This is a genomic window from Streptomyces sp. NPDC002884 (genome assembly GCF_040295245.1).
In the GTDB taxonomy this organism is placed as follows: Bacteria; Actinomycetota; Actinomycetes; order Streptomycetales; family Streptomycetaceae; genus Streptomyces.
Genome location: NZ_JBEOVB010000008.1, coordinates 261,171 through 283,259 on the forward strand (window position 1 = coordinate 261,171; position 22,089 = coordinate 283,259).

The following is a 22,089-nucleotide window of genomic DNA, read 5'->3' on the forward strand; positions in this document are numbered from 1 at the left end:
GTCAGTCGAGGAGCGTGGCGACGGCGGGGGCGAGGACGCTGTTGGCGACGAGGTAGCCGCCGAGGAGGAGCAGGGCGACCAGCCACCACGGCGGGCGGGCGAGCTGGATGCCGAGGACGGCGACGACGAGCACGGCGAACCACAGCGGGACGTCCATGGCGGGATCTCCTTCTCAGGCCTTGCAGCGGTGGGTGCGGGCGGCGAGTTCGGCGGCGGCGCGGCTGTCGTACTCGGTGGAGAAGTCGCAGCGGGGCGCGGTGCAGGCGGCGAGGTGGCGGTTGCGGCCGCGGGCGATGTAGGAGGCGACCTGTACGGGGCCGATGCGGCGGACGTTGCGGAAGCGCGGGTTCACGGTGTTCGTCCCTTCTCAGAGGTGGGCGGCGACAGCGGGCGTCATGGACGGGGGCAGGCCAAGGCGGACGCGGACGGCGTCAGGGTCGGCGGCGAGACCGGTGGTGGCGCGGTGTTCTTCGGCCAGGGCTTGGGCGCGGTCGACGAGGGCGGGCGGGAGGGTGACAGCCGGGGCAGGCGTCAGGGCGGGGACAGCTGCGACTGGATCGGGGGTTGCGGCCGGCTCCGAATCCGAGTCCGGGCCGGTGACCAGGGCCGGAAGCGCGTCACGTTCGGGAACGTCGACCGCAGCCGGGACGTGGGCCGGTTCGGTGTCCGTCTCGGGCGTAGCCGTGGCCGTCGGTGCGTCCGGAGTGCGCGGTGTGTGGGCGAGCAGGGTTCCGCCGAAGAAGGCGACGGCGGGCCAGCCGGCCACCACGACGCGGAGCGACGCGGGGACGTCGTCCAGGTCGAGGAGCCCGGCGGTGGCGATGTTGGCCCCGAGGGATGCGGCCAGGGCGATGAGGAACCACAGCCGCGGTCCCCCGGACGGTTGTCCGGCGCGCTGCTGTTCGCGCATCCGGCGCCAGGCGGCGACGAGCAGCAGGTCGACGGAGACGGGATAGGCCCATGCCTTCCAGCCGCCTTGTCCGGCCGCGTCGGCGAGGTCGTGGAGGTGCGAGAAGGACAGGGCGCCCGCGATGACGGCTTGGACGATCACGGCGTCCACACGGGCCAACTGGGCGCGCATCGGCTCGGGTTCCTTCCTGTTCGAGGCATGGGAGGGGTAGGGAGTTGGCGCGAGGCGGTCACGCCGACCGTGGGGAGGGTGGTGCGGCTACTCGGTCACCGGGCGGGCGGTAGGCACGCCGGCCGGGACGAACGCCTTGGAGGACTCCACGGCGACGACGGGCCGGAAGGAGTCGAGGCGGGGCAGTTCCGGCACCAGTGCGGCCGTGTCGCGGCAGATGGCCGCCGCCTCGTCGAGGGACAGGTGCGGTGAGCGGGCGCGGGACCAACCGCCGGAGGAGTCGCCGACGATGGCGACGCCGGGCCGTTCGGCCGGGATGGAGGTGGCGGCGAGGGCCGCTTCCGGGGCGATGTCGGCGAGCGCCATGTTCGCCGAGGACTCGTCATTGACGCGGTGGCAGATGCGGCCGGTGAGCTGGGCGCGGAGCATGGTCGCGCCCTTGCCGAGTTCGGAGCCGAAGCGCTGCCCGCACACTTCGAGGTAGATGCCGGCCGCACGGCCAAGCTGGGCGATGCGGATCAGCTTGGTGACCATGGCGTCGCGTCGCTTCTCATCGTCGCGGCTCGCGGCGAGGAAGAGTTCCGCGACCTCGTCGACGACGACCACGACCGGCACCGGCCGTACCGCATCCGGCAGCCCCCACACGTCCGAGGTGAGCACGGCGTCCGGGCCCGCAGCGGACGACAGACCGATCAGACGGAACCGTGCCTCCATCTCTTCCAGCAAGACGTCAAGAAGTTCGTTCGCCCGGTCCGGAGTGTCGGCGAGCGCAGACAACCGAGGTGCGAACGGGGCCAGTTCTACGCCCCATTTGCAGTCGACCCCGACGAGTACGACCCGTTGCCGGGCCAGGCCGCACACCAGGTTCCGCAGGTACACGGACTTGCCTGACTGCGTCGCTCCGAGGATGAGTTCATGCGGCACGGCGCGGAAGTCCCGTACGTGCCACCGTCCGTCATCCCGAAGCGCCAGCGGAAGGGTGAGCGGCCCGCGCTGCTTCCACCGCCGTGCGGGCTGCACGTCAGAGAGAACGTCCCAGCCGATCAGGCGCAGTTCGAGCCAGCCCGGCTTGGTCGGACGGATGTGTACGGCGTGCGCGGCCCAAGCGTGGCGCAGCCGGTCGGCCGAGGCCAAGAAGTCCTCGGGTGCCTGCCCGGTCGCCATGCGCAGCCGCATCACGAGCCCGGACCCGGTCGGCCACGGCAGCGACCGCCGAGGCGGAACGGGGGCCGCCTCCCGCCCGATCATCCGGGCCGTGGCCCGACGGACGGCCGAGGCCGGGACCGTCAGGCCGCACGCGTCCATCGTGGCCCGGTAGGTGGTGAGCACGCGCAGCGCGACGAAGGGGTAGCCGACCAGCCACCAGAACGCGACCGGTGCGCGACGGCGCAGGACCAGCAGGGCGGCGAGTGCCAGCAGGCACAGGGCCAGCGTCCAGACGGTGTCCGTCATGGCGTTCAGCCCTGCACCGGAGCCGGAGCGTTGACCATGACGGCGTCCGCCCGGTAGGCGATGCCGTGACGCATCCGTCCGCCGAACTCGCTCTCCCACGGCCGGGCAATGAGGCCGGGCAGGATGACCGGAGCTCCCATCACCAGGCCCTCACCGATGCCCTTCTCGGGAACGGTGACCTTGATCATGTCTGAACCGCCCGCCGCGATGAACACCAGCTCCAGCACCATGAGCCGGTCGTTGGTGACCGGGTCGACGGCGATCTCACCGGTCTGACGGTCCTTCACCTTGACCTCGGGCAGCTTGGTGACGAGGAGCGTCGCAGCGGAGACGTCTACGGGAATGACACGCATTTCGTGAACCTCACTTGGTCGGCGGCGACTTACCCAGCGCGCCGCATCGAACTGAGTACCCCCCTAGACAGCAAGAGGGCGGCCCCGCCTTGCCTGTCTAGGGGGGTTAACGACGACAGTAGACCGGAAGTCCGCCAACTGTCTAGGGGGGTAGGCAGGTTGGCGGTGAGGCGTGACTCGCGCGCGCTGCTACCGGCGACTGCTCTCGTGTAGGGCCGGCTGGCGAGGTGGTGTGCAGTCCGGCCGTGAAGTTCCCGCATGCCCTTGACGCTGCTACCTCTGCGCATCCTGAGAAACCGCAGGTCAGGAGTCCGTTGAACGCTTAATTACCGCCGAGGAACGTCGTACTCTCACGATGGCGGGACGCTCGGCAACGTTGGCCCTCAGCCACTGCGTAGGAGCAGGGGTGATGTGGTTCGCAGGCTTGGCTTGAGTGCCCCGCACCGGCTCTGACCTGCCGTGATGGCTTGCCGGGCGATGCGTGTGCCGCAATAGCTAAATTTTGGCGTCTAATCCGCAGTCTAATCTGCGTGCGTAAACGTCTGATGGTTTCGCTGCTTGTTTACGGTGGACGTTTGTGGGCTTAGCTATCGGTGATGCTTATTCCGGGGCGCAATCACCTGTGTTGTGATGTGACGCTAAGGGGGCGCCGGTCAATTACGTCGAGTATTGCTTAATTGGATTTACTAACGTGCTACCGTATCGGTTAGCAGTTCACATGAGGGGTGGGCCCCGCCACGGGTTGCTAGCTCAGCGGCAGGGCCCATCAAACGGAGTGGACTGACGGGGGCTCCGCCCTGCCAGGCGGGGCCCCTTTGCGTTGTTCGAGGTCAGGTACCTACAGCTCCCGCCACACGCAGAGCGCGTAGTAGATGAGCTGTGCGACCAAGACCACAGGCTTCAGGGCACATCTGATACGTGCTCCGAGGCTTTGACGCTGCCGCTCCGCCGGCCTCAAGCCCTCGTTGGGCTCTTCTCCAGCGGTCATCCGTTCTTCACCCCCTTTCATAGCCGGGCCTCACGACACGGAGGCAGCCAACTTGGGAGCAAGGAATAAGGTATCACTCGGGGATCGCCTGATAGGGCGTCCAGTCGAGGCGTGCGACCCGGCTTAAAGGTGGCATTGTTTTCGGGGTTGGATTGACAACCGATAATTGTGAGGATCTGAATCGCGGAACCGCAGGTCAGATCCAAACCGCGCAATCAGGCACCCTGAAGCCCGTAGAGCGAGGCGCATGACTGGACCACGTGAAATGTGACGCCAGTCACAACGGCTCGGGGGCTTGGCGAGGGCTAGTGCAGCGCGCAGTGAAGGATGGTTGCGTCGTCCCGTCTCTTACCGCGTGGCCAGCGCCGACCGTCGGGGTCGTCAGTCTCGGCTTCTCGTACGCGGCGGATCAGTTCGTCCGGCCCGGAAGAGTCGAGCAAAGCCGATGCCCCTTGCCAAGTAGCTAGTTCGAAGCGATCGACAAGTCGCGCGGCGCCATCGCTCAGCAACGTCACGGACGCTAGCGATTCCAGCGGCACCGACCCGGTAAGCGACTCGTGCGCTGCTTGCGGCTCTGGTCCGGCGATCCAGAAGCCGCCCGGCCGGTTGCGGAAGCCGGTTAGGGCCTCCCGGTACTCGGCCAGAGCCACTGCGTGTTCGGGTGAGCCGGTGGGCAAGGCATCGACCCGCCCCCGCAGTCGCTTGCCGACCTCGTCTAGGCGCCGGTCGGTGACGACGACGATTTCGTCCGCCTTGTCGGTTAGAAGTAGCGACGAGTCACCGAGTACCAGGTATTCGAGAGCTTTCGCACCAGCCCGGACCGCGACGACTGTACTGGTGGGACTGGCCCGATAGGTCAGGTCGCAACTGTCTTCGTGGAGGGATCGGACGGTCGTGATCGTGTCTGCCAGGCAGTCTGCCAGCGGCCGGGCGGGATGCGCCGTGATCGTGCTCAGCAGCAGCCCGCCCAGCGTGGCGGAGAACCAAGCGACGCCATGCGTACATCCCGTCTCTGCCCCAGCCACGCCCGCGCCGTCCAGGAGCACGGCAGCGCCGGGAGCGGCGGCGGCGAAATCCTCGTTCTCCTGCCCTGGTTCAGCGGGCAGCGAGGCGAGGGTGACTCTCACGCCGACGTCTCCTCGTCGTGCCGGTAGAGAGGAGTGAGTAGCTCGACGGACTGCGGTTCGCTGGTCTCCGGGTCGTACTCGACGCCGACCAGCGTGGAGAAGCGACTGTCACCCACCTGGCCCCAGAGCGCGTTGAGGTCGGAGGCGAGCAGTTGCACTACGCCGAGGGAGCCTTGCGTGTGGATGCCGGCGATGGCAAGCAGTGAGCCGTTGCCGTCGGGGCGCGGCAGTCTGCCGACGTATCCGACGTCGTAGGAGCGGGTGGGATCGCCGTCCTGTCCCGACCGGTGGACGGTGCCGGTTCGTTGGTCGACGACCGTCCAGGGACCGCCTTCCACGCGCTCCCATTGGAGTACGGGATCCTGGGCGTAGGTGTCCCACATCTGCTGAGACATGCGCGGACCACAGACGACAATCAGGCCGTCACGGTTGAGGTCCAGGTCCCCGCTCACCGGCACGTGCTCCGAGGTGACTTCGAGCCCGTAGGAGCGCGCGAGGTCTTCCAGCCGCTTGCCGGAACTCACGTCGTCCACTGCGACGACCGTGCGCCCGCGTTCGTCGTCCCGTCGCAGTGGAGTTGCGACAGTGACCGAACCGCGTCCGAGGAACGCACCCTCGGGCGCCGGCCCAGTGTGGCGGATCTGGTGGATACGCCCGCGGCTCAGGCCAGCCTTTTCGGCGATCTGAGCATACGAGAGCCCTTGCGCATGGAGATCCTGAACGACGCGCCGACGGAGCCGGGCGAGTTCGGTCACCTCTTGCTGCGCGTCAGCCAACCGGGTCGTGACCTCGCGCAGGAGCAGGTACGGATCATCGATCGCCGTGATCCGCTGCAACTCGTCCGACATGACCACACCTCCTAGAAGTACCCAGGAGTCTAGGGCCCTAGACGGAATCGGCGGGAGTCGCCGTCCCGAATGCACCCCAACCACGTAGAACCTGGCCCGCCGCCGGGGCACGCCACGAGGGCTCACCCTCCACCGCCCGTGAAGCATCCGCGCAGTACTGCCGAGAAGGCCGCTCTCACGCGCCCACCCGAGCAAGATCGGCCCAGATGCAGCGTGCTCCGGAAGGCCTGTCCTTCACTCCCCAGTCCTTGGCGCAGGCGGCGATGATCATCAGCCCGCGGCCGCCTTCCTCTACGGGGCTGGTCACGCTGCGAAGCATGGGCTCCTCGTCGCCGCCCTGGTCGATCACCTCGATACGCACCAGGTCGTCACTGAAGCCGATGACCACGAGGAACCACCCGCGATACCAGCCGCTCCGTGAGTGTTGGACAGCGTTGGCCGCGAGCTCGCCGACCACCAGGACGGCGTCTTCAATGAGGTTCGATTGCTCCTCCTCGAGCAAGGCGGCGACGAAGTGACGGGCTTCGGCCACCTGCCAGGCCAGGCCGGGGAACATGCGGCACCACTGTTTGAGCATGAGAACACTCCCTCTGTGTCTAGGGGGCTAGACGACACAGCGAGCAGAGTATTCCTGCATGCAACCGATGAGCCAGGCATGTAGAGGAATTATTCCTCTAACGAGTGGTGAAGTCCTCCAACTCCCGGAACTCCTGCATCACCCGGAGCAGGAGCTCCCGTGCGTCGCCCCCGAAGATCGCGGCGTCTTCGAACCGGGCGAAGGTCTCCTCGTGCGCGGCGATCTCGGCGGAGTCGTCCAACAGTCGCTCGCCACGGAAGGTCTCAACCACAACGATTCGCCGGTCGCACAGAGTGAACCCGTTACGAGGCATGACCGGTACAGCCCGGCGCCAGGGGATGACCCCGAGGCGTACCGTGCTCAGACTCTCGACGGCCAGCAGCCTGTCGAGCTGGGCGAGCATCAGGGAGGGATTCCCGGGCCAGGTCCGCAACACGGCTTCCGTCAGGACGAATACCGATTCTCGCCCAGGCTCATACAGGAGGCTCTGCCGTTCCACTCGGGCAGCCACGGCACGACCGACAGTTTCAGGGGTCATGCTTGGCGCGCTGTCGAAGACGTGGCGGGCGTATTCCGCGCTCTGGATCATGGCGGGCAGGACTACGCATTGGAACGAGCGCACCAGCCGTGCGGACCGGACCGCGTTGTCGAGGGTCGTCCCGGCTGGTGCGTTGCTGCCGCTTGTCTCGTCGGTGTCTGACGCAGCCTCGATGGCGGCCAGGAGGTCGCGCACCTCACGGGTGATCGGCTCGTCGAGTTCGAGGGCAAGCGCCAAGCGCCGCAGGACGTCGAGGCTGGGAACCATGCGCCCGTTCTCGACCTTGGACACGGTCGGTTGTCCCACGCCGGCCCGCTGTGCCAAGACGGCACCTGTCAGGCCGGCCTCCGCACGGAGACCCCGAAGACGTGCCCCGAGCGTCTTCATGCGCTCCCGCCGCTCACTCCCCATACCCAGGGTTCTACACCACGGCGCAGCTGAGGCTGGATGCCTGAACGGGGATGATCGTCAGTATCAGACACCAAGAGAGGGTCACCTGTTACAGGTTTCTCTACCTCATCAAGGGCCCGCGCAAGCGCGGGCTGGCCCCTTGGGTTTGGCCCTTCCGCGCCTTCGGCGCCCAGGGTCAAACCCAAGGGGCCGCAGCAAGCTGCGGCCCCTGAGGAATAGAACTGGCCCGACCCCGGCGGGATCTCGCGGCTACCACGAAACCTGTTGAGCGATGCTAGACGATCTTGATCTTCTGGAGCTCGCCTGGCTTTTCCTCAACGTAGATGGATCCGCCGTTGTGGGTCAGCTCTTCGAGCCACTGGTTAACGATCAGTGCCCGGTTGACCGTGTCCGTCTTGGATCGGCGGGTAAGGCTGGCTGTGATCTCCAGTGCCTCATGCGCCCGCTCCGTGAGGTTCACGGTTAGGCGGTGCAGCTTCGTGACCTTGTCGTCTGTTGGACTTCGCGACTCAGTGGCCATCACAGCCTCCTTCGATGATCTCTGTGGGCTTCAGGATGAAGGCTTGCGACTCCCTCGATCCGCTTACCCAGCTACGTAATAGTACCCCGACGTATGGCGATCATGCATACATCGTATGGTCAATAGCCGCACATCCGATGGTCATCAGATGACCGCACTCAGGATGCAGGGCCTCCGAGAAAAATGCAAAATATGACATAAGGGGCCAACTGGAGGCAGGTATGGATCCCCACGTCGATCTTTGGCATTCCGAAGAATTCTTGATCGTTAGTGATGAAGACCTCTCGGAAGAACGCCCAGGAGAAGAGGCGACGCCATTGAAGATCATTGTTGCGGCTGTAGAGGTCGCGAAGTGAGCGCCAGTGGCCAGGGCCGGCAGTCCGATGACCTCCGGGACGAAGCACCATCTGACCCGTCACCGCAAATGCAGGTTGACGGGACGTTGCAAAAGGTGGCGATCGCGTTCCAAGGGCTTGAGCTCAGCACCGAGAGCTCGCCGGGTACACGGGCGGATCGAGCCTCATGTCTCACTGTCGTGATCGCAGGCGGAACACTCGCCGGCCTTGCGGCGGCGGGCATATGCACTCTTGGGGAAATGAGTGGCACTGTGACCACCACGGCCGGCCTGTCCGCTCTGGTGATCATGGTCGTCGTGGGGTTCGTCTACATGTCACGGGTGCCTGACAGGGCGGGGAAGTCCAAGAACAGCGCCGGCGCGCTTGCTCGGTCAGTCGTCGGAGAATCTGATGTCATTTCCGTTGATACGCGTCGTGCGCCAGGTCTCAAGCCTGGTAGGTGACCAGCAACCGTCAGTGTCTACCCGCTTGAAGCCGCGGACTAGCGCCTCCCGGCCACGCCTCCGCCGTCGTGGCTTGCTCCTGTCGACGCCAAGTGCCTCTAGCGTGGCTGAGGCCGGTTGGGGTGTAGCGAAGCACACGCGCGCCTGATCAGTCGGCGCACCCGCCGTCGTGGCTGACTGTCGTGGGCTGAGCTTCAGGCGGGTTCCGGATCGGGTCTGGCGGGTGGACCCTGCCGCAGACGGGCCATGATCACTAACGCCCCAGGGGCTCCAGCCCAAAGTTTCACTGCTGGCCGCGTACGGAAGCGCAGCGGCCGACTTGGGCACCGCCGGACCGATCTTCGGGAGCTTGTCAGTGGTGCCTTGTACGGTCGATCAGCTGCACGATTCGCCATGATCAACTCGGCAAATGCTGGACATGCAGGTCAGGGTGGGCGGTATATTTTCCGGCATGAAATCCTATCTGGATCCAGGGGATGTCTTGTCTGGCCTGGGCGACAAGGTCATCGCTGGCCTGGCCCGTGCTGTCGCCAGGACTCGCGAGGACCTCGCTGCGTACCGTGAGAGTCACCTCTCGTGGGTGTCTGACAGCAGCGAACGCGGCCTGGCGAACTGGATCCACGACCGTCTCTGGAGGCACGTTTGTGCCGAGTTCGACGGTCACTCTGGAATCGGGCTCAGTGATCGTGAGCCGACGCGGGAGATCACGGTCGGTGTCAACTATCGCTTGCGCGTGAAGCGGCACCGTCTTGACGGCAAGGTCAGCAGTTACGCTACGCAGACTGCACTCGAGTTTTACGCTCAGGGAGTGCAGGAGGCGTTCCCTGGTTTGGAAGAGGTTCGCCTGATCGCGGGCTACGAGTGGGATGCTGACGCGCGTTCCATGGGAGATGCGGTTCTGTCGTTGCGTGACGGCGAAGAGGACGTGATCTGGCTCATCACGTTGCCAGAGGCGGACACTGGCATGGCTGGAGTGCCTGCGCGCCCGATTCGTCCCACCGAGCCCGAGCCTGCATTGCCCATCATTGATCTGCCCGCAACGGGTTCTGGCGACACCAAGGGAGAAGTGGGTACATGACCGCCCTCGGCGAAGCGATCACTACTGCTCGCCGGGCACAAGGACTGACCCAGGAACAGTTGGCGACAGCGGCTGGCGTGACGCAAGCCGCCCTGTCCCGGTACGAGAACGGTATGCGGGAGCCGGAGAGCGATGTTCTGGCGCGCCTGGCTGGGGCCCTCGGGGTGACTGAAGCCTTCCTGAGGATGGCAGTGGCGGTTCGAGGGGCTATGGCAGTTGACGCACATATGAGGCGTAGGGCTACTGCCAAAGCCACTACCTGGCGACAGCTTGAGGCCCGGCTCAACATGTACCGGATGCATGTACGGCATCTGATGGAGGAGATCTCACTAAAGGCCAGTCAGCAGGTGCCGCGCTTCGACCCAGTAGAGACGGACCCTGCTGACGCTGCCCGGATGGTACGTATGCAGTGGCGGATGCCCATCGGCCCCGTGCGATCAGTTGCGCGATGGATGGAAGCAGCGGGCTGCATGATCCTGGCTGAGGACTTCGGAACGTCTCGTGTCGATGGCCTTTCACAATGGGTAGATGACTACCCAGTCGTCATGATCAACCTGCTGGCCCCGACCGATAGGCTCCGCCTCACCTTGGGGCATGAGTTGGGCCATCTTTGTCTGCATGCCTACGAGGTCACCCCTGACATGGAGGATCAAGCAAACCGGTTCGCTGCCGAGTTCTTGATGCCCGAAGAAGTGATTCGTCCGCAGTTGAGGAACCTCAACCTGGGGCGCTTGCATGACTTGAAGCGCGAGTGGGGGACCTCCATGCAAGCTCTCATTGAGCATGCCTACAGGCTAAACACCATTACACCGAGTAAGCGTGAGTACCTGTACAAGCAGCTCAGCAGCCGAGGCTGGCGAACGCGTGAGCCTCTGAGCGATGAGCTGCCGCCGGAGACGCCGGCACTGGCTCAGTCCATTGGTGAGGCTATGGCGGACAAGGGGCTCACGCCCGAAGAGATTGCCCAGATGGCTGGCTTCTCTGAAGCCGCGCAGAACACGATCTTTGTCCCGAAGCTTCGACGCTTGCGTGCACTTTGATCGTCACCTCAGGCCGGGCTGCGAGGCGCTTCAGCCCTGTCAAGAACCGAGATGAAGGCTGACACCACCAGCTGACACCAACCGCGGCGGTCCGCGGCGGTCGGCGGCGGACGTCGGCGGACGAACGAACCAAGCGCAGACTGGGTTGGTCGGCGTCGAGCCCCCGTGGTGATCGACCTGATAAGGATGAGGCCACAGGTTCAAATCCTGTTAGCCCCACCAGCACCACAAAGACCCCCAACCGATCATGGTTGGGGGTCTTTGGCATCCACGGCTGACGTCAACGGCCGCGAACGGCTGCGATCAGCCAGTCAGCCGATGAGGGGGCCTCCAGGAGCTGGTCTGGCTGTGCCGCAGGATCGCCTGAGCGACCTTTCCTCCCGCGCCCCGTGCTCGGCTGTGAAAATCGCTGTCCGATTGTCGGAACACGGTGATAGGGAGTCCATGTGACAACGACCCTTACGTTCCCCGTTCTGTTGCGACTGATCGACGAACGGTCGAGCGCCTTCCGCGCCGTGGTCGCCTCCGCGCCCGGCCTCGACGTGCAGGTGCCGACCTGCCCCGAGTGGACGCTGTTCGATCTGGCGCAGCACATCGGCGAGGGGCGCCGCGCCTGGGCCGCCACCGTCGCCGCAGGGCCTGCTCCGGCCAAGTCCGCAGCGGAGGGCGCCCCGGCCGTGCCTCGGGAGCGCGAGGCCGTGCCGGCCTGGTTGGCCGCGTCGACGCAGGAGTTGGTGGACGCGCTGCGGGAGGCCGGCCCGGATCGCGGCTGCTGGACGTGGTGGGGCGCGTCCCAGTCGCCGCAGACCTGTGGTGCCGTCGCCCGGCACCAGCTCCAGCAGATCGCGGTGCACACCTACGACGCCCAGGTCACCGTGGGTGCCCCGGAGCCGCTGCCGGCTGAGGTGGCACTCGACGGTGTCGAGGAGTTCCTGTTCACCTGCGTCGCGACGACGAGTGCCTGGCCGCACAAGCCCACTGCCTTCGACTTCCACGCCACCGAGGGCCACTCCTGGCGCCTCACGGTCGACGGCGACGGCGCACGCTCCACCCGTATACCCGCGCCCGGCACGACGCCTGTCGCCGCTGTCGACGAGGGCCTGAACGCGGCCGGCGTCTCCGTCCACGGCACGGCCAGTGAGCTGGTCCTCTTCGTGTACGACCGCATCACGGCGGACTCCCTGCAGATCGAGGGAGACGCGGGTTTGTTCGACCTGCTCCGCGCTTGGGAGCCGGAGGAGTAGGACGGGTGCCGGCGAGCGGCGAAGCAAGCCTTGTCAGGACTGCGTGCGGCGTCTGACACCAGTGGCTGACACCACGGCTGTGTGGGGCGGTGGGGGCACGGCGAAGGCCCGGTGGCTCCTGGGGGAGCTGCCGGGCCTGCTCGTGCGGGCTGTACGCAAGTTCGCCGTCACGTCGGGGGAAGCGGCACGTGGTGTGCCGGGGGGCTCAGCGCTGGAGCGGGATGGCCGGCTCGGCCGGGTCCGCGGAGTCACAGGAGGCCGTGGTGTGCTCGGCCGCTTCCGTGTCCGGGAGGCCGCGGTGGCGGCAGCTGGGCGACTTGCCGTGCGCCTCGGCACGGATGCGCTGCTTCATCGTGGGGGGCAGGGAGCGGGCTTGGGCCCAGACCCAGGGAGCCGCGACCGCCGGCCACGCCGTCGTGTCCGTGGTGGCCACGCTCTCGCTGCTGCGTGTCGGAGCGGTCAGCGCCGCCGCCGTGCCGGCGGTCGTCGTGATGAGTCCGAGCGCCGTGCACAGCGCGAGGAAGGCGGTGACGATGGCGGTCCACAGCTTCATGACCCGGTTCTCGGGCATGGCCCCTCACTTTCGGGTTGGGCGATTTGCGTACTTTCCTCATGATGTGTATGGGCGGCGCGAAGTGGTGGACCGACGCTCGCGGCGTGGCGTTGTTCTGATGAACACCACCCGGATGGGCGCAAGGGGCCCTAAAAGCGGAGAAGTGAGGATCAGATGGGATGAGGACGGGCAAACGTCACCGTCCGTGCGGGTGTGATCACCCTCCGATCGGAGTGGTGTGATCCGCTTCTACTGCGCTGCCGAGGGCGGGAGTTGAGGGGCGGACGCAGGTCACCGATCGGTATCGGTCGGTGTGTATAGTCGGGCGCCAGAGGTCCCCTACGTCAAGGAAAGACGAGGTCGCGCGGTGAAGAAGCTTCTCCTGGTCGCACTGGCCGCCATCGGCGGGCTCCTCGTGTACCGCCAGATCCAGGCGGATCGCGCCGAGCAGGATCTGTGGACGGAGGCGACTGACTCCGTGCCCACGGGTTCGTGAGTATCGATACCGAAGACTGAACAGACCCCGGCCGCCGCTTGCGGTCGGGGTTTTGTGTTGCGGATCCCCGGGCTCCCGGTTACAGGCGGGTTTTTCGGACGCTCGTACGGAATGCGGGGGTGGCACGCGCGCGTGCGGGGGAGGATGGCCCACGTTCGGTCGAAGGCGAGGGGGCGGGGTCGATGACCCGGCGTACGGGGCGTACGGGGCGCGGAGCGGCCGTGTGGCGGGCGGTCGAGCGGAGTGCCGTCGTAGGAGCGGTGTTGTGCGTGGCGTCGGCGGTGCCGCCCTTACAGGTCGCCGTGGCCGAGCCGGACGTCCCTTCGTACGCCTTCGCCGACGACGTCCGCAGCGCCCCCGCCGCGACGGGCACCACCGGCGCCGCACGTCTGGAACCCGGCGCGACGTACCGGAGTTCCCTCCAGGCCGAGGACAAGGCCTACTACCGCCTCGAACTCGACGGCACGTCGAACGTGTACGTCTCCGTCACGGCGATCCCGCGCGCGGGAGCCACGCTCCCGGCCGGGGACGGGATCAGCGTCTCCGTGCAGGACGCCGACAGCACCACGTGCTCCTCCGACTCCGTGACCGTCGGAACCGCCAGGAGCCCGCAGCCGCTCACCGCCTGGGGAGCGCGTGAACTCCTGCCGGGCAAGGGGCTGTGCCAGAAGGCCGGTACGTACTACGTCGTCGTCGAGCACACGGGCACCGGCACCGGCAGCACTACCGGTACCAATACCGGTGAAGAGGAGACGGACCTCTCCGCCGACCGGCCCTGGGACCTGGAGCTCGCGCCCGTCTCCGAATCGCCCCTGGCGAAGGCGGCCGCCACGAGCGTGCCCGAGGCCTGGGACTCCGCTACGCCCACGCCGCCCGGGGACGAGCCGGTCCCCGTCCGGGGCGGGGCCGGCTTCGCCGAGGCGGCCGCCGTGGAGCAGGGCGTCCGGAGCGACGAGATCGTCCCCGGGCAGACCCTCTTCTACAAGGTGCCCGTCGACTGGGGGCGGCAGCTGTCCGCCACCGTCGACCTGGGCAGCGCGGACAAGAACTCCGGGTACGTGGTCGACGCCCTGGACCTGACGCTCTACAACCCGGTGCGCGCCTCGGTCAAGGAGACCGGCACCGGTTACGGCGGCAGCCAGAAGTCGGCCTCGCTGCCACCGGTCCCACCGGTCCGGTACGTCAACCGGTACGCCCCGACCGACCCGACGAAGTCGCTGCGGTTCGCCGGCTCGTACTACCTCGTGGTGCACCTCGCCGCGCAGGTCGCGGAGAGTTTCGGCGAGGGGCCCTACGGGCTGACCCTGCGTGTCCGTCTCGGGGGCAGCACCGAGGCCGCTCCGGGGTACGCGCGGCAGTCGGCGCCGCGCGGGTTCTTCGACGTGGGCGCGCCCGACCCCGAGCCCTCGGCGGGCGTGGGCGTGGCGGGCGCCGACACGTCGGGCGGCGGTTCGCCGGGTGGCGACCCGGCGATGAAGGCGGTCGCCGTGGGTGGCATCGGCACCGGAAGCGCGCTGCTGATGGTGCTCGGGGTATGGACGCTGACCGCCCGGCGCCGGGCCGCGGCTCAGATGCGCGTCAACGCCCAGAACCCCACGGCGTAGCAGGCCAGAGCGAGCAACAGCAGCGGCAGAGCGACCTTGGCAGGCGGACCGGGACGCCCCCGGCGGGCGGCGCGATGCCCTCGGCGACGGCCGTGCGCCGAGACGACCTGCGGGGAAGGCGGGACCTGCGGTGCTTGCGGGGCGTGAGGGTTCTGAGGGTCGTGAGCGGTGTACGAGGCGGTCGACACGTCACCGTGCTGTCCCCGGGTGGGCAGTACGAACGTGGGCTCGTACGGGGGCGCGGTCATGGGAGCGGGCGTCGGCGCGTAGGCGGGGGGACCGGGAACGGAGGGCTCCGGCGGTACGGGGTCGGAGAGGGGGCCGAACGCCGGCTGCGGGGGCGGCAGATGGAAGCTGCCGGTGTCCGACATGGAGGGAGAGGGCGCCGGGGCGGAGGTGGCCGACCGCGGCGTCGGGTGCGTGGGCCGACGCGGATCGGTAGGCACCGAGTCCGGGTGCTGCCGTGGATCGTTCGGTACGGAGCCCGGGCGGGAGCCCGGGGCGTGCCCTGGCGCGGACGGTACGGCATCCCTGCCCGACCACGCCGACCACCCCGATTCGGCACCGGCACCGGCGCCAGTACCTACGCCGGCGCCGGTACCTGCACCGCCGTCCGTGCCCGAGCCCGGGTCGGTCTCCGCCCCCACGCTTGTACCGGTGCCCGTACCAGTGCCTGTACCGGTGCCCGTGCCAGTGTCAGTACCGGTGCCCTCACCAGTGCCCGTTTCCGTGCCTGGACGGGACGGATCAGGCGCTCCGTCCGGCCAGGAGGGCAGGCTGTCTGTGCCCGGGTGGGCAGCGGCGGCCGACGCCGCTGGACCTGAGGGCAGGTATCCGCTGCCCGCGGGGACGGCACCCGGGGCCACTCCCGGGCGGGCGGGTGGCGAAACGGTTCCCCGTCCGTCCGGCCGGGGCGCGCTGTCCGGTGGGCCCGAGTGGGGTGCGGCGCCGAGACCGGCCGCCTCGGGAGGCGTGTGCGGGCGGCCCGGGTGAGGTGGGGAGCCCAGGCCACCGGGAGCCGGAGTGACGCCCAGGCCTTCCGGGCCGGGAGCGGTACCTGAGCCTCCCGGGCTGGGAGTGATGACCGGGCCTTCCTGGCGGGCAGCGGTGCTCATGCCTCCCGCAACGGAAGCGGTGCCCGGACCCCCCGGACCGGAAGTCAGGCCCCGGTCCCGGTCGGCCGGGGCGGGTGTGGTGCTCGGGTGGGCCGGGTCGGAGGTGGGGTGTGGGAGGGGCGGGTGGGGTGTGGCAGCTGGGCCGCCCTCTTCGGGGGCGGTGTGCGGGCGGGCGGTCGGGGAGTTGGGGGGCCTCGGCCGCTTCGGCGGTCCGTCGGGGCCGAAACCCGGGGGCAGGGGGCCGAGTTGGTCGAAGATCTCGATCAGCTCGTCGTCCGGGCCGGGTTCGGGGAGGAGCTCGGTCGCCGCCGCGAGCGCCTTGCGCGCCCCCGTGGCCGTACGGAAGCGCGCCTGCGGGTCCGGCTGGAGCAGGGTGGCGACGACCTGCCACAACGGCTCGGGAACGCTCTTGGGGGCGCCCGGGGTGCCGTGCTCGGCGAAGTACTGGACGAGTGCCTTGGCGTCCGGCTTGGCGCCCTCCAGCAGATACAGCGCGACCAGGCCGACGGCGAACAGGTCGGCGGGGAAGTCGGGTTCGGCGCCCATCATCTGCTCGGGCGCGAGGTAACCGGGCGTTCCGACCACGAGGTTGGTCTCGGTCAGCCGGGGTTCGCCCAGCCGCATGGCGATGCCGAAGTCGGAGAGCCTGAGGCGCGGCCGGGCCGTACCGGTGGCTTCCAGCAGGATGTTGGCGGGTTTGATGTCGCGGTGCACGACACCCTCCGCGTGGACCGCGGTGAGTCCGGAGAGCAGCTGGTCGAGCAGTGTGCACACGAAGACCGGGGGCAGCGGGCCGTAGTCGCCGACGAGATGGACCAGCGAACCGCCGGCCACCAGGTCCATGGTGAACAGGACCTTGTCGTCGTCGGCGGCCCAGCTGGCGGGCGCGAGCACATGCGGGTGGTCGATCCGCAGCGCCTGCTCGCGGACGAAACGCAGCAGCGCGTGCGCGTCGCTCTGCTGGAGCACCTTGGCGGCCACGTAGCGGCGGCGGCGGTGGTCCCAGGCACGCCAGACCGCGCCGACCCCTCCGCGACCGATCGGGTCGGCCAGTTCGTACCGTCCGGCGAAGACCTCACCCATGGCTGTGCGTCGCTCCTCCCCCTGGTCCCGCTCGGGTCTCCCCCTCTGCTTCCCCCGCGATGAGCGATACGACCCCCGTGTGCCCCGCTGTGTCGTGATGCCCCCCGAACCGCCGACCGCCCGGCTGCCGAACCCCCTTCGGCGACCGGGCCGAGGGCTCAGTTCTGGTGGGACTGGTAGTGCGTGACCGCGTCGGAGGTACGTCCGGCGCCGTACACCCGGAGGAACTCTGCCAGTTCCGGGTGGGTCGGGGCGAGAGTGTCGGCGGCGTCGATGATGTCGCCGGCGGCGGCCACCGAGCGCAGCAGGGACTGGATCTCGCGGACGACCCGCTTGACCGTGGGCGCTCCCGAACCGCTCGTCGTCTGTGTGGTGTTGCTGAGCACCGAGCCCCCCTGCGACCGCTTGATCTCGTCCATGCGCTCGGTCGCCTCGGCGGCGCTGACGCTGCCGTCCGCGACCTGTGCCGCCAACTCCTGGAGCAGCTGCACCCGCTGCACCACCGCCGGGTTGCCGATCTTCGCCCGCTGACCGCTCATCAGCTGCGACAGCATCGGCGCCGAGAGTCCCAGTACCCCAGCGAGACGAGCCTGGTTGAGGCCAAGATCGTCGATGAGCTTACGGAAGAGCGCCCCCAGCGGCTCCCCGTACCAGTTCCGCTGGAGTTCCCGCGCTCTCGCGGTCGCTTCCTGCTGTGCGGCGTCCATTGCGTCTCCCCATCGCTTCCCCAGAAACCGCGGTTCGCTCCAGCGAACCGCGTCCGAGCATCTTACGGAGAGTGGTCATCCGCGGGGACCCCCAATCTTTTTGCGAGATACCCCGGGTGACCCGGTACTCTGGTCTGCGGCGCCCGCCGGTACGAGGTTTTCCGGCCGGACGTCTCTTGCGGGGCCTTAGCTCAGTTGGTAGAGCGCTGTCTTTGCATGGCAGATGTCAGGGGTTCGACTCCCCTAGGCTCCACCTACAAGACCCCGCCCACCTGCGTTTTCGCAGGTGGGCGGGGTCTTTTTGGTGAGATACGGGCGCAGGTCGGCCGCTCAGCTGCGGTCGTCGCGGTTCGCGGCCTCCTCCTCGGCTTCCTTGGCCTGTACCTCGGGGTCGAGGACCGACGGGTCGCCGCTGCCGTCCACCGAGGCCAGGCCGCCCGAGGCGGGTACCTCCGTGGCCGCCGGCGGCTCGACCAGCCAGTCCGGGTTCGCCTGCTTGTCCCACCACTTCCAGGCCGCGTAGGCACCGCCGGCGACGGCACCGAGGACGATCAGCGCCTTGGCGAGCTTGCCCGCCTTGGCCCGCCGCCGGTGCTTGCGCGTCAGCTTCTCGATCTCCTTCGGCGTCACCTGGCCGCGCAGAGCGGCCAGCGCGGCGACACCTCGGGCCGCGGCCTCGTCCTTCACGGGCCCGGCCGCGGCCACCGCCTGCTCGATCCTCGGCCGGGAGTAGTCGGCGGCCTGTCGTGCGACCAGCCGGGTGCGGGCGGCCGCTTCCTGCGCGGCCAGGTCTACCTTCGGCGGGACATGTGTCTTCGCCTGCTCCAGACGCGGGGCGACGTGGGCGTCGTACTGCACGCGGGCCTGTTCTGCGGCCAGCGACACCTTGGGCGCGAGCCGTACACGGGCCTCATGCGCGTAGAGCGCGGCCCGTTCCTTGGCCGTGTCGGCGTAGGGCGCCACCACTTCCGCGGCGTGCAGCACGCTGTCCTTCGCCGAGCCGGTCGCGGCGCGCACGCTGTCGATGCGGGTCACGGGTTCCTCCTCCTCGGTGGCGTACGGTATTTCGACTTTCCACCCTTTTACGGATCATGCCTGTCAATGGCCGTCCCGGCATGCGTGGACGGGCATACGGGTGCTGATCACATGCGATAGGGGACGGATCGGGGGCAATAGCAATAGAGGGTCGACAGGGCGACAAAGCCGACGATGCCACGGATCGGCGTCGCCCGCTCCCGTCCCGGACGAGTCGGATGCTTTTCTGTACCCCTGTTGTCGGATCCGATGCCGGAACGAGCCGTCGGGCTGTGCGTGGCCCGGGCCGTGCGAGGATCTGGGGGTCACAGAGAGACAACGGAAGGCAGACCGTGGCCGAGCACCTGTACGCCACCCTGAAGACCAACCACGGCGACATCGAGATCCGGCTGTTCCCGGACCACGCCCCGAAGACGGTCAAGAACTTCGTCGACCTCGCCACCGGCGGGCGTGAGTGGGTCAACCCGGAGACCGGCGTGCGGTCCACGGAGAAGCTGTACGACGGCACGGTCTTCCACCGGGTGATCAGCGGATTCATGATCCAGGGCGGCGATCCGCTGGGCAACGGGACCGGCGGCCCCGGCTACCAGTTCGAGGACGAGTTCCACCCGGACCTGCGCTTCGACAGGCCCTACCTGCTGGCCATGGCGAACGCCGGCCCGGGTACCAACGGCTCGCAGTTCTTCATCACCGTCTCCCCCACGGCCTGGCTGACCCGCAAGCACACCATCTTCGGTGAGGTCGTCGACCCGGCCGGCCAGAAGGTGGTGGACGCCATCGTGGCCACCCAGACCAACCCGCGCACCGACCGTCCGCTGAAGGACGTCGTCATCGAGTCGGTCGTCGTCGAGAGCCGCAAAAGCTGAGGCGACGCCCCGGCGAACCATCGGGAACCAAACGCCCTGCTCGTCCGTAAGGATGAGCAGGGCGGTTCCTTTCCGACTACGCCGACTCCTCGAACACTCGGATACTCGGACACTCCGAGAACGACGACTCGGACGACTTACTTGGGGGAGCCCATGGACCAGGCGCCTGGCAGCCGGCAGGACGACGCGCAGAGCGGTCTGCCCGTCTGCTACCGCCATCCCGACCGGGAGACCGGCATTCGCTGCACCCGCTGCGAGCGCCCGATCTGCCCGGAGTGCATGGTCAGCGCCTCGGTCGGTTTCCAGTGCCCCAACTGCGTCCGCGAGGGCTCCGGCACCGGTCACGCGCCCGGCGCCTCGCAGCCCCGCACGCTCGCGGGGGGTGTCGTCACCGCCGATCCCCGGCTGCTCACCAAGATCCTCATCGGGATCAACGTGGCGGTGTTCCTCGCCGTGCAGGTGCGGTCCTCGCTGCTGGACAGCCTGGTGCTGATCGGCCAGTGGCCCCCGGCCCCCTTCAACCCGACGGAGGGCGTGGCCGAGGGCGAGTGGTACCGCATGGTCACCTCGATGTTCGCGCACGAGGCTCCCTGGCACCTCGCCTTCAACATGCTGAGCCTGTGGTGGCTCGGCGGCCCGCTGGAACAGGCGCTCGGCCGGGCCCGCTATCTGTCGCTCTACATGGTCTCCGGCCTGGCGGGCAGCGCCCTGTGCTATCTGGCCGGCTCGCCGTCCACCGCGACCCTGGGCGCCTCGGGCGCGATCTTCGGTCTGTTCGGCGCGACGGCGGTCCTCATGCGCCGGCTGCGACAGGACATGCGGCCGATCATCGCCCTGTTGGTGATCAACCTGGTCATCACGTTCGGGTGGGGCGGTATCTCCTGGCAGGCCCACATCGGCGGCCTGGTCGCCGGTGTCGTCATGGGCATCGGTATGGTCCACGCCCCCCGCGAGCGCCGGGCCCTCGTCCAGTTCGGGACCTGCGCGGTGGTGCTGGTGATCGTCGTCGTGGCGACGCTCCTGAGGACCCTCCAGCTCACCTGAGCACGCCGTTGTCCACAGTCTGTGGCGAATCTTGTGCACAACGTGCGGGAACAGCTGCGCCCCCTGCCATCGACCTGCGTTTGCACAGGTCAGGCAGGGGGCGAACAGTCTTTCGAGTGAAGGTGACAGCCGGTAGTTACGTCACACCGGCGTCAACCTTCGATGAGTTATCCACAGATCGTCTTTCTTTTCCCCATGTGGAAAACTGCTGTGGATAACTCAGGGGATAGCCCTGGGCAGAGCTACTTCCACTGGGTGGAGACGCCGAACCCGGCCGCGATGAACCCGAAGCCCACGACGATGTTCCAGTTGTCCAGCTTGTCGATGGGCAGAGAGCCGTCTGTGACGTAGAAGACCACGATCCAGGCGAGCCCGATGAGGAACATGGCCAGCATGACCGGCGCGACCCAGGCACGGCTGTTCAGCTTGATGGCGGTCGCCTGCTTCGCCGGGGGCGGCGTGTAGTCGGCCTTCTTGCGGATACGTGACTTCGGCACGAGGGTCTCTCCTGTCGATGCGCTGCGTGGCCGCGCAGGTGCTGGATCGGGCTCGGGGGCTGCGTGCTAGGGGACTGAGGGACTCCCCCGGGCGTCCGTTAGCGTAGTGCTTCTACGGCGCCGAAGGAGATAAGGGTACGTTGAGCAATTCTGCCGACTCCCCCCGCACGGGTACAACGGGTTCCGCCCCCGATCCCGACCGTGTTTCCGCTCCCGACCCCGCGCCCGAGCCGTCCCCGGTCGGTTCCCCGGCTTCTTCCGAGGCCGGGCCGTCCGTCTCCTCGTCCGACCGGCGGGGCGGATTCCGGCCCGTACGGGTGCTCACGGTGGGTGTCTTCGCCCTCGCCGGCCTTCTCTTCTTCACCAGCTTCAACACGGCCAAGGGCACCAACATCCGTACGGACGCCTCGCTGCTGAAGCTCTCCGACCTCATCCAGGAGCGCAGCCAGAAGAACGGCGAGCTGGACGAGACGAACGGGGTCCTGCGCGACGACGTGGAATCGCTGGCCGAGGCCGACGACGGCAGCACCCAGGCCCAGGACGACAAGCTCGCGGGACTGGAGAAGAACGCCGGGACCCAGAAGGTCAAGGGCAAGGCCATCACGGTCACCCTCAACGACGCCCCGCCGAACGCCACCGCGAAGCTCCCCGGCTACCCGGAGCCGCAGCCCGACTACCTGGTCATCCACCAGCAGGACCTCCAGGCCGTGGTGAACGCGCTCTGGCAGGGCGGTGCCCAGGGCATCAAGGTCATGGACCAGCGGCTGATCTCCACCAGCGCCGTGCGCTGTGTCGGCAACACCCTGATCCTCCAGGGCCGTGTCTACTCTCCGCCGTACAAGATCCAGGCGGTCGGCGACCCGGAGAAGCTGCAGCAGGCGCTCGCCGAAGCTCCGGCGATCCAGAACTACATGGTCTACGTGAACGTCTACGGCCTCGGCTGGAAAGTCACCGAGGACGGGGCGGTGACTCTGCCCGGCTACTCGGGCACAGTGGATCTGCACTACGCCAAGCCTGTGGAGTAGTGGAGCAG

24 protein-coding genes and 1 tRNA gene are annotated in these 22,089 nt (G+C 68.0%); 10 read left to right on the forward strand and 15 right to left on the reverse strand.

Annotation, left to right across the window (positions count from 1 at the left end):
• Window position 1 precedes the first annotated feature (1 nt).
• The 10 genes from ABT070_RS19510 to ABT070_RS19555 all read right to left on the reverse strand — a co-directional run bounded on the left by ABT070_RS19510 (window position 2) and on the right by ABT070_RS19555 (window position 7,895).
• A complete protein-coding gene (locus tag ABT070_RS19510) occupies window positions 2-157 on the reverse strand; it encodes a hypothetical protein (RefSeq protein ID WP_167795700.1) in 156 nt (51 codons plus the stop codon).
• Between the two features lie 15 nt (window positions 158-172).
• Window positions 173-352 (reverse strand): mobile element transfer protein, encoded by a 180-nt coding sequence (locus ABT070_RS19515; protein ID WP_030795965.1) that lies wholly within the window; start codon window positions 350-352, stop codon window positions 173-175.
• A 15-nt stretch (window positions 353-367) separates the two neighbouring features.
• Complete coding sequence (locus tag ABT070_RS19520; RefSeq protein ID WP_351761983.1) at window positions 368-1,081, reverse strand: DUF2637 domain-containing protein; 714 nt, start codon at window positions 1,079-1,081, stop codon at window positions 368-370.
• An 87-nt stretch (window positions 1,082-1,168) separates the two neighbouring features.
• Window positions 1,169-2,533, reverse strand: a complete 1,365-nt coding sequence (locus tag ABT070_RS19525; RefSeq protein ID WP_351761985.1) for an FtsK/SpoIIIE domain-containing protein — start codon at window positions 2,531-2,533, stop codon at window positions 1,169-1,171.
• A gap of 5 nt (window positions 2,534-2,538) precedes the next feature.
• Entirely contained in the window at window positions 2,539-2,886 is a 348-nt protein-coding gene (locus ABT070_RS19530; RefSeq protein ID WP_054239926.1) for an SCO3933 family regulatory protein, read from the reverse strand.
• Between the two features lie 1,293 nt (window positions 2,887-4,179).
• Window positions 4,180-5,001, reverse strand: coding sequence for an integrase (locus ABT070_RS19535; RefSeq protein ID WP_351761989.1), 822 nt, complete (start codon window positions 4,999-5,001; stop codon window positions 4,180-4,182).
• Complete coding sequence (locus ABT070_RS19540; protein ID WP_351761991.1) at window positions 4,998-5,849, reverse strand: sigma factor-like helix-turn-helix DNA-binding protein; 852 nt, start codon at window positions 5,847-5,849, stop codon at window positions 4,998-5,000. Before ABT070_RS19540 ends, ABT070_RS19535 begins: the two co-directional genes overlap by 4 nt.
• Window positions 5,850-6,024: 175 nt before the next feature.
• Complete coding sequence (locus ABT070_RS19545) at window positions 6,025-6,426, reverse strand: ATP-binding protein (protein WP_351761993.1); 402 nt, start codon at window positions 6,424-6,426, stop codon at window positions 6,025-6,027.
• A 97-nt stretch (window positions 6,427-6,523) separates the two neighbouring features.
• The gene (locus ABT070_RS19550) at window positions 6,524-7,375 is read right to left on the reverse strand and encodes a helix-turn-helix domain-containing protein (RefSeq protein WP_351761996.1); all 852 of its coding nucleotides are present in this window, start codon (window positions 7,373-7,375) and stop codon (window positions 6,524-6,526) included.
• Window positions 7,376-7,649: 274 nt separating this feature from the next.
• Window positions 7,650-7,895 carry a hypothetical protein gene (locus tag ABT070_RS19555; protein WP_351761998.1) on the reverse strand — a complete coding sequence of 82 codons (246 nt, stop codon included), beginning with the start codon at window positions 7,893-7,895 and terminating at the stop codon, window positions 7,650-7,652.
• Window positions 7,896-8,116: 221 nt separating this feature from the next.
• Between ABT070_RS19555 and ABT070_RS19560 the strand changes: the two genes are divergently transcribed.
• The 4 genes from ABT070_RS19560 (at window position 8,117) to ABT070_RS19575 (ending at window position 12,056) form a co-directional block, all read left to right on the forward strand.
• On the forward strand, window positions 8,117-8,251 hold the full coding sequence (locus tag ABT070_RS19560; protein WP_351762001.1) for a hypothetical protein: 135 nt from the start codon (window positions 8,117-8,119) through the stop codon (window positions 8,249-8,251).
• An 852-nt stretch (window positions 8,252-9,103) separates the two neighbouring features.
• Window positions 9,104-9,772 carry a hypothetical protein gene (locus ABT070_RS19565; protein ID WP_351762004.1) on the forward strand — a complete coding sequence of 223 codons (669 nt, stop codon included), beginning with the start codon at window positions 9,104-9,106 and terminating at the stop codon, window positions 9,770-9,772.
• Window positions 9,769-10,812 (forward strand): helix-turn-helix domain-containing protein, encoded by a 1,044-nt coding sequence (locus ABT070_RS19570; RefSeq protein WP_351762006.1) that lies wholly within the window; start codon window positions 9,769-9,771, stop codon window positions 10,810-10,812. The genes ABT070_RS19565 and ABT070_RS19570 overlap by 4 nt, the downstream gene beginning before the upstream one ends.
• A gap of 446 nt (window positions 10,813-11,258) precedes the next feature.
• The gene (locus ABT070_RS19575) at window positions 11,259-12,056 is read left to right on the forward strand and encodes a maleylpyruvate isomerase family mycothiol-dependent enzyme (RefSeq protein ID WP_351762009.1); all 798 of its coding nucleotides are present in this window, start codon (window positions 11,259-11,261) and stop codon (window positions 12,054-12,056) included.
• A 205-nt stretch (window positions 12,057-12,261) separates the two neighbouring features.
• Here ABT070_RS19575 and ABT070_RS19580 read toward each other — a convergent pair whose 3' ends face one another.
• Entirely contained in the window at window positions 12,262-12,627 is a 366-nt protein-coding gene (locus ABT070_RS19580; protein WP_351762012.1) for a DUF6344 domain-containing protein, read from the reverse strand.
• Between the two features lie 349 nt (window positions 12,628-12,976).
• On the opposite strand from ABT070_RS19580, the gene ABT070_RS19585 reads away from it, so the two are divergent.
• Together ABT070_RS19585 and ABT070_RS19590 are read left to right on the forward strand one after the other, a co-directional pair.
• The gene (locus ABT070_RS19585; protein ID WP_003999697.1) at window positions 12,977-13,105 is read left to right on the forward strand and encodes a DLW-39 family protein; all 129 of its coding nucleotides are present in this window, start codon (window positions 12,977-12,979) and stop codon (window positions 13,103-13,105) included.
• A 182-nt stretch (window positions 13,106-13,287) separates the two neighbouring features.
• Window positions 13,288-14,709 carry a hypothetical protein gene (locus ABT070_RS19590; protein WP_351762015.1) on the forward strand — a complete coding sequence of 474 codons (1,422 nt, stop codon included), beginning with the start codon at window positions 13,288-13,290 and terminating at the stop codon, window positions 14,707-14,709.
• Here ABT070_RS19590 and ABT070_RS19595 read toward each other — a convergent pair.
• The gene (locus tag ABT070_RS19595) at window positions 14,673-16,907 is read right to left on the reverse strand and encodes a serine/threonine-protein kinase (protein ID WP_351762018.1); all 2,235 of its coding nucleotides are present in this window, start codon (window positions 16,905-16,907) and stop codon (window positions 14,673-14,675) included. The genes ABT070_RS19590 and ABT070_RS19595 overlap by 37 nt on opposite strands.
• Window positions 16,908-17,065: 158 nt before the next feature.
• Window positions 17,066-17,614, reverse strand: coding sequence for a helix-turn-helix domain-containing protein (locus ABT070_RS19600; RefSeq protein WP_020130633.1), 549 nt, complete (start codon window positions 17,612-17,614; stop codon window positions 17,066-17,068).
• 180 nt (window positions 17,615-17,794) lie between these two features.
• On the opposite strand from ABT070_RS19600, the gene ABT070_RS19605 reads away from it, so the two are divergent.
• A tRNA-Ala gene (locus ABT070_RS19605) sits at window positions 17,795-17,867 on the forward strand.
• Window positions 17,868-17,944: 77 nt separating this feature from the next.
• Here the strand turns inward: ABT070_RS19605 and ABT070_RS19610 are convergent.
• The gene (locus tag ABT070_RS19610; RefSeq protein WP_351762021.1) at window positions 17,945-18,649 is read right to left on the reverse strand and encodes a DUF5324 family protein; all 705 of its coding nucleotides are present in this window, start codon (window positions 18,647-18,649) and stop codon (window positions 17,945-17,947) included.
• A gap of 332 nt (window positions 18,650-18,981) precedes the next feature.
• Between ABT070_RS19610 and ABT070_RS19615 the strand changes: the two genes are divergently transcribed.
• Entirely contained in the window at window positions 18,982-19,515 is a 534-nt protein-coding gene (locus ABT070_RS19615; RefSeq protein ID WP_351762024.1) for a peptidylprolyl isomerase, read from the forward strand.
• 153 nt (window positions 19,516-19,668) lie between these two features.
• Window positions 19,669-20,559 carry a rhomboid family intramembrane serine protease gene (locus ABT070_RS19620; RefSeq protein ID WP_351762027.1) on the forward strand — a complete coding sequence of 297 codons (891 nt, stop codon included), beginning with the start codon at window positions 19,669-19,671 and terminating at the stop codon, window positions 20,557-20,559.
• A 242-nt stretch (window positions 20,560-20,801) separates the two neighbouring features.
• On the opposite strand, the gene crgA is transcribed toward ABT070_RS19620, so the two are convergent.
• Window positions 20,802-21,056, reverse strand: a complete 255-nt coding sequence (crgA, locus tag ABT070_RS19625) for a cell division protein CrgA (protein ID WP_054242100.1) — start codon at window positions 21,054-21,056, stop codon at window positions 20,802-20,804.
• Window positions 21,057-21,373: 317 nt separating this feature from the next.
• Between crgA and ABT070_RS19630 the strand changes: the two genes are divergently transcribed.
• The gene (locus tag ABT070_RS19630) at window positions 21,374-22,081 is read left to right on the forward strand and encodes a DUF881 domain-containing protein (RefSeq protein WP_451101129.1); all 708 of its coding nucleotides are present in this window, start codon (window positions 21,374-21,376) and stop codon (window positions 22,079-22,081) included.
• The last annotated feature ends 8 nt before the right edge of the window (window positions 22,082-22,089 follow it).

What these genes read in the sequence shown, in the direction of transcription:
- ABT070_RS19510 (WP_167795700.1), bottom strand. Translation starts at nt 157, where the DNA reads ATGGACGTCCCGCTGTGGTTCGCCGTGCTCGTCGTCGCCGTCCTCGGC.
- ABT070_RS19520 (WP_351761983.1), bottom strand. Translation starts at nt 1,081, where the DNA reads ATGCGCGCCCAGTTGGCCCGTGTGGACGCCGTGATCGTCCAAGCCGTC.
- ABT070_RS19525 (WP_351761985.1), bottom strand. Translation starts at nt 2,533, where the DNA reads ATGACGGACACCGTCTGGACGCTGGCCCTGTGCCTGCTGGCACTCGCC.
- ABT070_RS19530 (WP_054239926.1), bottom strand. Translation starts at nt 2,886, where the DNA reads ATGCGTGTCATTCCCGTAGACGTCTCCGCTGCGACGCTCCTCGTCACC.
- ABT070_RS19540 (WP_351761991.1), bottom strand. Translation starts at nt 5,849, where the DNA reads ATGTCGGACGAGTTGCAGCGGATCACGGCGATCGATGATCCGTACCTG.
- ABT070_RS19545 (WP_351761993.1), bottom strand. Translation starts at nt 6,426, where the DNA reads ATGCTCAAACAGTGGTGCCGCATGTTCCCCGGCCTGGCCTGGCAGGTG.
- ABT070_RS19550 (WP_351761996.1), bottom strand. Translation starts at nt 7,375, where the DNA reads ATGGGGAGTGAGCGGCGGGAGCGCATGAAGACGCTCGGGGCACGTCTT.
- ABT070_RS19555 (WP_351761998.1), bottom strand. Translation starts at nt 7,895, where the DNA reads ATGGCCACTGAGTCGCGAAGTCCAACAGACGACAAGGTCACGAAGCTG.
- ABT070_RS19560 (WP_351762001.1), top strand. Translation starts at nt 8,117, where the DNA reads ATGGATCCCCACGTCGATCTTTGGCATTCCGAAGAATTCTTGATCGTT.
- ABT070_RS19565 (WP_351762004.1), top strand. Translation starts at nt 9,104, where the DNA reads ATGCTGGACATGCAGGTCAGGGTGGGCGGTATATTTTCCGGCATGAAA.
- ABT070_RS19570 (WP_351762006.1), top strand. Translation starts at nt 9,769, where the DNA reads ATGACCGCCCTCGGCGAAGCGATCACTACTGCTCGCCGGGCACAAGGA.
- ABT070_RS19580 (WP_351762012.1), bottom strand. Translation starts at nt 12,627, where the DNA reads ATGCCCGAGAACCGGGTCATGAAGCTGTGGACCGCCATCGTCACCGCC.
- ABT070_RS19590 (WP_351762015.1), top strand. Translation starts at nt 13,288, where the DNA reads ATGACCCGGCGTACGGGGCGTACGGGGCGCGGAGCGGCCGTGTGGCGG.
- ABT070_RS19595 (WP_351762018.1), bottom strand. Translation starts at nt 16,907, where the DNA reads ATGGGTGAGGTCTTCGCCGGACGGTACGAACTGGCCGACCCGATCGGT.
- ABT070_RS19600 (WP_020130633.1), bottom strand. Translation starts at nt 17,614, where the DNA reads ATGGACGCCGCACAGCAGGAAGCGACCGCGAGAGCGCGGGAACTCCAG.
- ABT070_RS19620 (WP_351762027.1), top strand. Translation starts at nt 19,669, where the DNA reads ATGGACCAGGCGCCTGGCAGCCGGCAGGACGACGCGCAGAGCGGTCTG.